General features: G+C 62.0%; 5 protein-coding genes. 2 read left to right on the top strand and 3 right to left on the bottom strand.

What is annotated here, in order from left to right:
• Window positions 1-105 precede the first annotated feature (105 nt).
• A complete protein-coding gene (locus HAD_RS06885) occupies window positions 106-2,841 on the top strand; it encodes a M1 family metallopeptidase (protein WP_035570156.1) in 2,736 nt (911 codons plus the stop codon).
• Between the two features lie 77 nt (window positions 2,842-2,918).
• Here the strand turns inward: HAD_RS06885 and HAD_RS06880 are convergent, their stop codons facing one another.
• Together HAD_RS06880 and HAD_RS06875 are read right to left on the bottom strand one after the other, a co-directional pair.
• Window positions 2,919-7,646, bottom strand: a complete 4,728-nt coding sequence (locus HAD_RS06880) for an NAD-glutamate dehydrogenase (protein ID WP_035570154.1) — start codon at window positions 7,644-7,646, stop codon at window positions 2,919-2,921.
• Window positions 7,647-7,995: 349 nt separating this feature from the next.
• Complete coding sequence (locus tag HAD_RS06875) at window positions 7,996-9,117, bottom strand: AI-2E family transporter (RefSeq protein ID WP_035570152.1); 1,122 nt, start codon at window positions 9,115-9,117, stop codon at window positions 7,996-7,998.
• A gap of 152 nt (window positions 9,118-9,269) precedes the next feature.
• Here HAD_RS06875 and HAD_RS06870 point away from each other — a divergent pair, with 152 nt between their 5' ends.
• Window positions 9,270-10,802 (top strand): helicase HerA-like domain-containing protein, encoded by a 1,533-nt coding sequence (locus HAD_RS06870; RefSeq protein ID WP_035570150.1) that lies wholly within the window; start codon window positions 9,270-9,272, stop codon window positions 10,800-10,802.
• A 47-nt stretch (window positions 10,803-10,849) separates the two neighbouring features.
• Here the strand turns inward: HAD_RS06870 and HAD_RS17860 are convergent, their stop codons facing one another.
• On the bottom strand, window positions 10,850-11,887 hold the full coding sequence (locus tag HAD_RS17860) for a hypothetical protein (protein WP_051595994.1): 1,038 nt from the start codon (window positions 11,885-11,887) through the stop codon (window positions 10,850-10,852).
• Window positions 11,888-11,912 lie beyond the last annotated feature (25 nt).

The following is an 11,912-nucleotide window of genomic DNA, read 5'->3' as shown; positions in this document are numbered from 1 at the left end:
GCGGTCTGCCGTTCACTTTTAGTCCAGAGGAGTAAAGAACATCTATCCGAACGGAAAAAGATATGGTTCAAAAATACCCCGATTATTGATCGAAGAGCCTCCCATATGAAATCCAGATTCTCGTCCGCTCTCCTTGCAAGTGCCGCCGCCTTTGTTTTGGTGTCTGCCTGCAGCACACCAACCGATACGGTCGCGTCTGCTGCCGAACCTGTTGCAACGGCGGCGCAGGCGCCCGTTCTCCAGGCCGAAATCCCGAAGGGCCAGCTGCCCACCGGCGTCCGTCCGGCGGCTTACCGGCTGGACCTGGTGACGGATCCGTATGCTGACACGTTCACCGGATACGAAGAGATCGATCTCAATCTGGACAAGCCACATTCGCGCATCTGGCTGCACGCCCTTGGCCCGGACGTCTCCGCGATCAAGGCTGTCCTGCCGGACGGGATGGAAATCGCCGCCACCTTCACGCCAAACGAAACGCCTGACGGTGTTGCACGCGTCGATTTCGATGCACCGCTCCCCGCCGGGGAAGCGACGCTGATCGCCGAATACGAAGCACCGTACAACCATCACCTCGCCGGTCTCTACAAGGTCGAACAGGGCGGCCTCCCCTATCTCGTCACCCAGTTCGAAGACATCGATGCGCGCCGCATGTTCCTGTCCTTCGACGAGCCGCGCTTCAAGACCCCCTACACGCTGACGGTCACTGCGCCGGCGGCAATGGAAGTCGCCGCCAACGGGGCGGAAACCGAAGCTGAAGACCTCGGTGACGGCATGGTCCGCCACCATTTTGCAACCACCCGGCCGATCCAGTCATATCTCGTCGCGCTGATGGTCGGCCCGTATGACAAAGTCATTGGCGAACCGATCCCGGCAACGGACCTTCGCCCGGAAGCGGTGCCGCTGCGCGGGTTTGCGCCTGCCGGCAAAGGTGAGAAACTCGCAGCCGCCCTCGACATCACCGACGAGATGGTCGAATGGCAGGAATCCTACTTCGATTATCCGTACCCATACGGAAAACTGGACCTGATCGCCGCAGCCGACTTTGCGTATGGCGCAATGGAAAATGCGGGGGCGATCGTTTACCGCGAATCAGCCTTGCTGATCGATGACCGGACCTCGCTTGCCCGGCGCCTCGCGATCTACAGCACGCATGCGCACGAGCTTGGCCACCAATGGTTCGGTAATCTCGTCACGCCAGCCTGGTGGAACGATATCTGGCTGAACGAGGCATTTGCGACCTGGATCAGCACCAAAACAATGGCCGCCATTGAACCCGATGGCGATTGGACACTCGGCCCCATTCTGTCGAGCCTGGAGGCGATGCCGACCGACAGCCTCCTCTCGACACGCCAGGTTCGCAATCCCATCCTGACCACGGGCGACATTGGCGACGCGTTCGACTCCATCACCTACCGCAAGGGCGGCAGCGTGCTGAACATGTTCGAGACCTATCTCGGCGAAGAGACATTCCGCGATGGCATCCGCCTGCACATGCGCCGGTTCGAAGATGGGGTCGCAACAACCGAAGACTTCATGCAAAGCCTGGCCGACGGCTCGGGCCAACCAGACGTCGCCTCCTCGTTTACCTCCTTCATTTCCCAGCCGGGCATTCCCTTCCTGGACGTTGATGTGACCTGCTCGGCGGCAACCGGCGGCGAATTGACGGTCACGCAAAGCCGTTACGCGCCGCTGGGCTCGCGGATCGATACGGAAGCCCAGACCTGGGAAATTCCGTTTGCCGCCCGCGTGCACGACGCATCCGGCGATCATGTCGTTCGCCAGATACTGTCAGACAAGACGACCACGATCGCCCTTGATGCTTGCCCGGACTGGGTGATGCCAAATGCCGGCGGCGCCGGTTACTGGCGATTTGGAACCGATGCGGACAATGCGGCCGCCCTGCAGGCCAATTACGCCTCGCTGAGCCCGGCGGAGCAGATGATGCTGCTCGATTCCATCGGCGCCGGATTCGACGCCGGCAAGCTGACCGCCGCCGATCTGGTCGCCAGTCTGGAAACGTCGGCCGGAGGATCGGCTGCGGCGATGTACTCCTCGATCGACATGATCGCACCACTGAAGGCGATGCTGGACGAGGATGGAAAGGCCCAGCTCGCCAACTGGATCGAGACGACCTACGGCCCGGTCTGGACCTATCTGTCCGAACGTCCGGCAACAGCGCTTTCGACGTCCGAGCACCTGCTCGCGCCTGCGCTCTGGAACCTGCTTCTGGAAGACGGCAACCGGGCCGATGACCGTGCAGAGATTGCCGGCCGTGCCAAGGCCTATCTGGGCATCGGCCAGGACGCCGATCCGGCCGCCTTGCCTGCGGAAGACCTCTACGCCGCCGTCGCCGCCGGCGTGGAGAACGGCGACCGGGACTTCTATCAGGGTGCGATCGACTTTGTCCGGAATTCGGAGAACCAGACCGAACGGGCCACCATCCTGTCTGCCATTGCAGGGGAAGGCACGCCAGAGATCGTGACCGACCTGTTCAAACTGTCCCTGGGCGATGATATCTCAGGCAACGAATTGTACTCGATCTACAACTACTCAATTGCCAACCCGAAGGCCCAGTCGACCATCTGGCCGATGGTCAAGGACAATTTCGAAAACATCCTGGCGAAGATCCCGGTGATCCGGAAGCCGCAGACGGCGAAAGCCGCCGGCGCGTTCTGCACGGCAGACGGAGTGGCCGACGCGAAATCCTTCTTTGAAAGCAAAGCCGGTATGATCCCGGGCTATGAACGCTCGCTGGCTCAGGGGGTTGAACGCGGCGAAAATTGCAGCGCGCTCAGAGCCAATGCCGCAGAACAGGTGCAAGTGATCTTCGCCGAAGATTGATCATCTGACGCCCACATACAAAAGTCCCGCACCCGGTGGCCGGGTGCGGGACTTTTCATTTCGCGTGGTGAATACGTCTAACGCTTCATGAAATGGCGCACCGCATCGGCGGCCAGCGCAAACTTCGCAAAGCTCCAGGCCTTTTCCTTGCCGAGCTCTGCCAGCGTCGCCAGCAGGTCCTTGCGGCCATCCTGGTGATGGGAAAGCCACGGCCCTGCCCCGCCAACCGCGAGGGCATCGCGGGCGGCATCCGCCTGGGTCTGGACCAGTTCGACGATCAGGCGGCGTCCCGCAACGCGATCCCAGAACCCTGCCTTGGAGAGGCCGTCCAGCGCTGTGACACGCAGGCGGTCGAGGCGCAGGGCCTCACCGATCTGGAAGAAACATTCGCCCGCCTCGGGCACTTTCTTGCCCGTGGAGCTGGCAAGGTCCACGACGACGAGCCCCTGGGCGAAAATCCCCATGGCAGACGCCCAGCGCGCCAGTTCTTCCGGTGCACCGCGCCGCATCAGGGTGCGGGTCGACCGCTCGATTTGCGCGGCAGGGAAATGCGTGTGGATGTCCGCAAGGGCCGCCTTGAACTCGTTCAGCGGCGCGTGGGTTGCGTCGACAAGTTCCTGCAATGTGCCCTTCGGCATGGTCGTCACGAACCACGCCGCAGCGGTGCTCACGGCCTGCGCCGCCAGCAGCCGCAGATCGGTCTGCACATCCGCATGGACGACATTGTCGAGGGCATCGACCTCACGCTGGAAACCTTCGAAGTCCAGCACGACGCGGGCCGCCTCCAGACCGCGTACGATGGCGGCCATGTCGGTGGTGTCTGTCATCTCCCGCAGGCGGAAGACCGGGATCGCCCCGCCCATGTCCAGGGACCGGTTTGCCAGCACCGTGGCAATGATCTCCCGCTTCAGGCGGTGATTGTCCATTGCCTCGCCATAGGAGTCGATCGGGCTCGGGAAATAGGCCCTCAACACACTTTCCAGATACGGATCGTCCGGCAAGTCGGATGCAACGAGATCGTCGAACAGGGTGATCTTCGACCAGGCCAGCAGCACGGCCAGCTCCGGACGGCTCAGCCCCTGCCCGTGCTCGGCCCGCACTTTCATGTGGCCGGTATCGGGCAGACCTTCCAGTGCTCGGTCCAGCACGCCCCGGCTTTCCAGGTGCACCATCAATCGCTCCAGCGCCTCATGGTCCTGCTTCGCCGTTGCCTCGGCCAGGGTGAGCGCGGCGGTCTGATCGTAATTGTGGCGCAGAACATGGTGCGCCACATCATCTGTCATGCTCGCCAGCAGGTCATTCCGGCTGTCTTCCTCCAGATTGCCAAGGCGGATCGCTTCCGCCGCGAGAATCTTGATGTTCACTTCGTGGTCCGAGGAATCGACGCCGGCCGAATTGTCGATGGCGTCGGTATTGATCCGTCCACCCGACAGGGCAAACTCGATCCGGGCGGCTTGGGTGAGCCCCAGATTGGCCCCCTCCCCGACGACTTTCACACGCAGCTGGTGAGCGCCGATCCGGATGGCATCATTGGCGCGGTCGCCCACTTCGCCATTGGTTTCATTATCGGCCTTCACATAGGTGCCGATACCGCCAAACCAGAGCAGGTCCGCCTTGGACTTCAGCAAGGCATTGATCAACTGGTCCGGCGTGACCGTTTCCGCACTCAGGCCGGTCAGCGTCTTGATCTCGTCGCTCAGTTCGATCGACTTGGCCGACCGTGCAAATATACCGCCGCCTTTGGAGATCAGGCTGGTGTCATAGTCTTCCCAGCTCGATTGCGGCAGGTCGAACAGGCGCTGGCGCTCGGCAAGGTTCTTCGCGGAATCGACCGGGTCCGGATCGACAAAGACATGCATGTGATTGAACGCCGCCACGAGGCGGATTTCCGGCGACAGCAGCATGCCATTGCCGAACACGTCGCCGCTCATGTCGCCGACACCGATCACGGTGAAGGGGTCGGACTGGATGTCCTTTCCCATTTCGCGGAAGTGCCGCTTGACCGCCTCCCAGGCGCCGCGCGCCGTGATGCCCATCTTCTTGTGGTCATACCCGGCCGACCCGCCGGAGGCGAACGCGTCACCCAGCCAGTGGCCTTTTTCAAGGCTGATGGCGTTGGCGGTATCGGAAAAGGTCGCGGTGCCCTTGTCTGCGGCAACGACGAGGTACGGATCCTCTCCATCCCACACAACCGTATCGGGCGGGTGGGTGACTTCGCCATCGACCAGATTGTCTGTCAGTTCCAGCAAGGCCGCGATGAACTCCTTGTAGGCGTCCCGCCCGGCCTCGAACCAGGCGTTGCGGTCTGACCTGTCGGGCAATTGCTTGGGATAAAAGCCCCCTTTGGAGCCGACAGGCACAATCACCGCATTCTTCACCTGCTGCGCCTTCACCAGACCCAGAACTTCGGTGCGGTAGTCCGCCGCCCGGTCCGACCAGCGCAAGCCGCCGCGCGCAACCGGTCCGAACCGGATGTGAACGCCTTCGACTTTCGGACTGGACATGAAGATTTCGCGGAACGGTTTGGGCTCCGGCACGTCGCGCAACACACGGCTTGCGATCTTCAGGCTGACGAAACTGTGCGGGCCGCCATCCGCGGCTGTCTGATAGAAATTGCTCCGCTGCACCCCCAGGATCAGATCCGTCAGGCGGCGCAGAACCTGATCGTCTGCCAGGGCGGACACATCCCGCAGGCTGACTTCGATCTTGTCACAGATTTCCCGGCAGGCGTCTTCGCGTTGGCGCAGGCTGAGATCCTGCGACGGGTCGAAGCGGCAGGTGAAGAGTTCGATCAACAGGCCCGTCATGGCCGGATAGCGGGCCAGAGCGGCCTCCTGAACATCCTGCGGCTGGTCCAGGCCGGTCTGACGGCGATAGGCACAGAGCGTCCGGATGAGGGCAGCCTCGCGCCATGTGGTGCCCGCGACCAGGATCAGGCGGTTGAACCCGTCATTTTCCGCATAGCCGCTCCAGACGGCGACGAAGGCCTCTTCGAGACGGTGCGCCACTTCTTCCAGATCGATCGGTGCGCCGCTTTCCGACCGCATGGAAAGGTCATGCACCCAGTAGACATCCGGCGCATCGGAGGCCGGCTTTTCGCGTGGCCGCACGGGAAACCCGGTTTCAAAGGCCGCAAACAGGCCCATCTTCTCGAACACCGGCACACAGCGCGACAGCGGAATCGCGCCATTGCGGGAATAGATCTTCATGCGGATCTTGTCCGGGTCTTCATCGGCAGCCCGGTAGGCCCGGGCCACAATCGGAGCGCTGGCGCTGAGACGCGCCATCATGGCAACATCACGCATCGCCTCTTCGGGCGAAAACGCCTCGCGGTAGGCCGCATTGAAGGCCCCGATGAACGCGCGCGCCCCTTCCCCGTCCGTCCCGTAGGAATCGGATTGCACCATCGCATCGCGCAGGGCTTGGTCCCACGTCCGGGCGAGCCGGGTGATTTCCGCTTCAAGTTCATCGACATCCGGTTCCGGATGGTTCCGGTCTATGGCGATCTGGAAGTGGACACGCGCCAGTGGCCCGGTATCGAAATAGGGCTGGAACCGTGTGAGCCGGCCATTATAGGCCTTCACCAATGTTTCCGTGATCCGCTCCCGGAGCGTCGTGTCATATGCCTCGCGCGGCACATAAACGATCGCCGAGACGAACCGGTCAAACTGGTCCCGGCGCAGGAACAGGCGCGTGCGCGGGCGGCCGATCAGGTGCAGGGCACCCATGATCATCGGGACCAGCGTTTTCGAACTGGTCTGCAACAGCTCGTCGCGCGGCCAGGTTTCCAGCAGGTTGGCGATGGCCTTCTCCGTATGCCCGCCGGGCATTGCCCCCGAGGACGCAATGACCTTCAGCACACGGCGCCGGATGAACGGGATGGACCGCGCAGTCTCGTCATAGGCTTCGGCGGTAAACAGGCCAAGGAACCGTACCTCGCCGTTCACGCGCCCCTGCGGGTCGTACTGTTTCACACCGACATAGTCACAGGCGACACGGCGATGGATGCGGCTGACCAGCGTCGACTTCGCCACGATCAGCGGGAACGGCTCTTCCAGCAACTCACCGATCTGAGGCGTCAGAACCAAAGGCTCTGCATCGCGCGACAGGACGTTGAGGTCCTCATCTCGCAGGAGGCCCAGATTGCTGCCCTCGATCATGATGGGTTCTTCGGCCAGGACACGGCCTTCCTCATCGGTTTCGAAGCGGTATTCGCGGCAGCCGAGGAAGACGAAGTGATTCTTCGTCAGCCATTCAAGGAACGCGACGGCTTCATGCGTATCGGCGTGCTTCGGCTCCTCCAGAAGGGACAGGCGGCGAATCTCCTGACGCATCCGCTCCTTCATCTGTTTGAAGTCCGCAACGGCGCCCGCTGTGTCTTTCAGCGTCTGGCGTGCCCCCTCAAGCAGGCGCTCAGCCTCCCGGTCTGTCAGGCGCGGCAGGTGGATCTGGATCACCGACATCATGCGGCCATCGGCCAGGCGGACGACCGGGTGGAACAGCGTGCGCACTTCAAAGCCCTGATCCGCACACTCCCCCAACAGGGAATCGACCAGGAAAGGCATATCCGGCCCGGCCGTTTCCAGGACACTGCGGCCCAGGGGCCCCGAAGCGCCCTCCGCATCCGCAAGGATGCGCGCATCCTGTTCGCCGGCCGGCAGTTCGGATGCCCAGGCCCACAATCCCCGGGCCAGCGTGTCGATATCGGCCGGCTCGAGACCGCTCAGGTCCTCATTGCCAGATTCCAGGCTGACCTGAGTCAGCACCTGATCAAGCGGATCGGCGGCAACAGTCTGATTGTTCATGAGAGTGACTCACACGGAGAAAGGAAGGATTCGGTGACGGTTCGGTTTAACGCGGGTCACCTAGTGCTTCAACTTTGTCGCTTCAAATGAAACTTCTGTGCTGCACTGGCGAGAAGCAGGATGTCTTCCCGAAATGAACGGGCCCGCCGAACGGGGACGTGTCCGGCGGGCCCTACAGGCCTTGATCCGCAGGCTGGGTGGGGGGACGCACGCGGAGGCCTGATTCCATATTTCGTATCAAATATTTTATCCGCAAGAGATGCGTTTCAGTCCACTTGTAAATTCCTGAAATACCAGCAGCCCGAGTCACTCATATCGCGGTGTAGTTGTGGATTGCCATGAATTGGTCTCATGCTCCACCATCTTGTGCAGCGTCCGCTGTAAGTCGCTCCCCCTGAAGCCCTCCCTTGCCCTGCGGGTTGCCATCTGAAGACAGAAGGATCGCGATCCAGCGCGTTCCGTCGGACTGCGCAAACAATACCATCATCAACACAGTCAGTGGGGCTGACAGGAACATGCCGGGGATGCCCCAAACCACACCCCAGACTGCCAGTGCGAGCAGCACGACCAGCGACGACAGGTTGAGCGATTCCCCCATCATGCGCGGCTGGATGAAATTGCCGATCGAGAATTGCCAGAAACTGACCACCGCCAGAACGAAACCGGCATAGATATAAGTGTCCTGCGGCGGGACGCCCGGCACCCAGGCCGGCATGCTCGGCTGAACCAGCGCGAACAGCGGCGGCACCAAAGCCGCAACGATGGACCCGACCGTGGGGATATAGTTCAGCACGAAAATCAGCGCTGACAGGAACAGGGCATTCTTCACGCCCAGCGCCAGCAATGAAAAATAGGTGAGCACTGTGATGAGGGCCGAGATGACCGTCTGAGTCCACAGATAGCTCTCGATGCCGCGGCGTGCCTCGTCTCCCACTTCGCGCACCTGTGTCCGTGCTTCGACTTCCGGGAATATGTTGTCGAGCTTCCGCGTCCAGCCGGACTGCGCCAGGAACAGGAACGCAACATAGATCAGGATCAGCACGACATCGCCGGACAAGTCGCCGGTGGCATTCGCGATGGTGGCGAAGAAGCGCTGGCCGGTCTCATTGAACAGCAATTCCTGCAGCGTCGGCGCGCCGGTCATATGGACCACATCATAGGCCTCCTGGATCAGGCCATTGATCTTGTTTTCATACTCGCCCGCATCGCGCCCGAACTCGGCAATGCCGTTGGCCATAAGTCCGATGAACCCGATAAAGCCGCCCAGGACCAGCAGGATCGCGATGATCCGGGCGTGGCCGATCTTCAGGAAGCGGGTCCAGTTGTCGATCATCGTGGCGAAGCCCTCGATGGTCAGGAACAGGAAAACCGCCAGCGCAAACGGCGCAAGGATGGCGCGTGTCCAGTAAAGGAACGCGATGATGACACCCGTCGCGATGATCCAGATCCCGGTTGTGGCGGCGCGGCTCATATCCGGTTCCCTCTTCTGCCTGTGGCAAGCGTGGCGCCAGCCCTGCCCGGCGTCAAGCAGGGCGCCGTCCGCCAGTGCCTTTACACCCCGGGCCTTGCCGAATCCGATGAATTCTCTAGCGTCCCGGCTGGAACAAAAGAGGCGGGGCATTCATGGCAGACTCCATTTTCATCGGCGGTGCGGACGCGAACGGGACAGGCAAACCGGATGTCGCGCAGGAATTGCTGCTGAAGATCGCCAACCGGCATGGCCTTGTCGCTGGCGCGACGGGCACCGGCAAGACTGTGACGCTCCAGATTCTCGCCCAGGGCTTTTCCGATGCCGGCGTCCCGGTGTTCTGCGCCGATGTGAAAGGCGACCTGTCGGGCATCTGCGTGCCGGGCAGCGAAAAACACCCGCTGCACCCGAAACTCGTCTCCCGCGCTGAGAAGATCGGCCTGGCCGACTATTCCTATTCCGGCGCACCGACGATTTTCTGGGACCTGTTCGGCGAGAAAGGCCACCCTGTCCGCACGACCATTTCGGAAATGGGCCCGCTCTTGCTGTCGCGCCTGATGGGGCTGACCGATGCACAGGAAGGCGTGCTGAACATCGCGTTCGAATATGCTGACGACAACGGCCTCCTGCTGCTGGACCTCAAAGACCTCCGCAAACTGCTCGCCCATATGGGCGACAAGGAAATCCGCGACGAGCTGAGCAAGGAATACGGCAACATCGCCTCGGCCTCGCTCGGCGCCCTGCAGCGCAACCTGCTGGTCATGGAACGCGAAGGGGCCGAGCATTTCTTCGGGGAGCCTGCCCTGGAACTGCCGGACATGATGCGGACAACGACAGACGGCCGCGGCATCGTCAGCGTGCTGGATTCAACCCGCCTCATCAACAGCCCCAAACTCTACTCCACCTTCCTGCTCTGGCTCTTGTCGGAACTGTTCGAGCAGCTTCCGGAAGTCGGCGACCCGGACAAGCCCAAGCTCGTCTTCTTCTTCGACGAAGCCCACCTCCTGTTCGACGATACGCCCTCTGCCCTGCTGCAGAAGATCGAACAGGTCGTGCGCCTCATCCGCTCGAAAGGCGTCGGTGTTTTCTTCGTGACACAGAACCCGCGCGACCTGCCGGAAAGCGTGCTCGCCCAGCTGGGCAACCGGTTCCAGCACGCCCTGCGCGCCTACACGCCGGCCGAACGCAAAGGGGTTCGGGCCGCGGCCGATTCCTTCCGCCCGAACCCGGCCTTCGACACGGAGGAAGTGATTACCACGCTCGGCGTTGGTGAAGCGCTCGTTTCGACGCTGGATACCAAAGGCGCCCCGAGCGTCGTTCAGCACACGGTGGTCCGCCCGCCTGCCTCGCGGCTCGGTCCGGCGGAAGATGCCGAACGCAAGAAGGTGATCAACGAAAGCCCCATTGCCGGGAAATATGAAGGCATCGTCGACCGGCAGTCAGCCTATGAAATCCTTGAAGCCAAGGAAGCCAAAGCTGAAAAGGAAGCCGAGCGCCTCGCCAAAGAGGAAGAAAAGGCCGCAAAAGAGCTGGCCAAAAAGAAAGCCCGGGCAAAGAAGACACGGTCGAGCCGCTCCCGCCGCATGTCTCCGCTGCAAAAGGCCGGCAATCAGGCGGCCCGTTCGGCGGCCCGCGAATTCACCCGCTATATTCTTCGTGGCATTCTGGGCAGCATGAAACGCCGCTGACCCGACTGGTCAGACAGGCCTGTCAGGTAAGCCTGTTACCAGGGGCGCTAGTTCGGCCGCGTGTTCGACTCGGCATCTTCCAGCATGCCCAGCTCATCATCATCCTCATCCGTCATGTCGGACGGTTCGTCCCCGGATGACTGGAAGACCTGGCCTTCTTCATAAGTGTCGTCGGCAGGCTGATCTGCAAAGGCCGGGCTCTCGTCGGTGAGGGTATCTGCGGCAGCAAGCGAGGCGGCCGTCTTTGCGTCTTGCTCAGCCTGCGCAGCGGCTTCCTTTTCAGCCTTTTCCGCAGCCTTGGCCGCTTTGCGGGCCTCTTTCTCAGCCTGCTTGGCGGCCTTCTTCGCAGCCTTTTCCTCGGCCTTGCGGGCAGCCTCTTCCAGTTGTTCCGGTGTCTTGCGCCGCCCGAAGGGCGCATGGACATCGGCTTTCCGGTCATACTGCATGGAATAGTATTCGTGGGCCGTATGGGTCAGAGGCCGCGGCGTGAGATGCAGGCCGTAGGCGCGCAGACGCTCAACCACTTCATCGCGAAGGTACAGGCCGGGCAGCGATTGCTGGCTGAAATTATGCCCCTTCATCCAGTCGCGTACGTCCCATGAGCGGACGCGGCCGACTTCTGACGGCCGGGCGCCGCCATGGACTTCCCACATATAGAGTGTCGCGATGCCGTTGATCGTGGCGTCCATCGCATCATCCATGGAATCGACCGGGTCGCGTCTCTGGGCCAGCGCGGCACGCAGCGCCATCTTGCGGGCCTCAAGCTCCTGATAGGTGTTGCCGATTACGGCCAGGGCATTGCGGTTGGCGCGGATCATCGAGGCGTTGACGCCGTCCAGCTGCGGGTGGCGCACCGGCAGCAGGAGATCCGGCCCGGCCTCCTGAATGGCGTGGATCTGCCCCAGCTCCGAAACGAAGCGCTGGAGATTGATCCTCAATTCGTGGCTTATTCCGTCCAGGGCCGACACGATGCCCGCCTGATGCTCTTCGCGCATGCGCCAGAGATGCCAGGCAACCAGCAGTCCGGCGGCGATCATCAATGAGACCCCGCCGGTAATGAACGTGTAGAATTGCGACTCACTCATTCTGAGCTCCCCTCCGATCAGCCCG

Origin of the sequence: Hyphomonas adhaerens MHS-3, from assembly GCF_000685235.1 — a bacterium.
GTDB lineage: Bacteria > Pseudomonadota > Alphaproteobacteria > Caulobacterales > Hyphomonadaceae > Hyphomonas > Hyphomonas adhaerens.
Note: the sequence above shows the minus strand (reverse complement) of the source record. Positions and strands in the feature narration are given on the sequence as shown.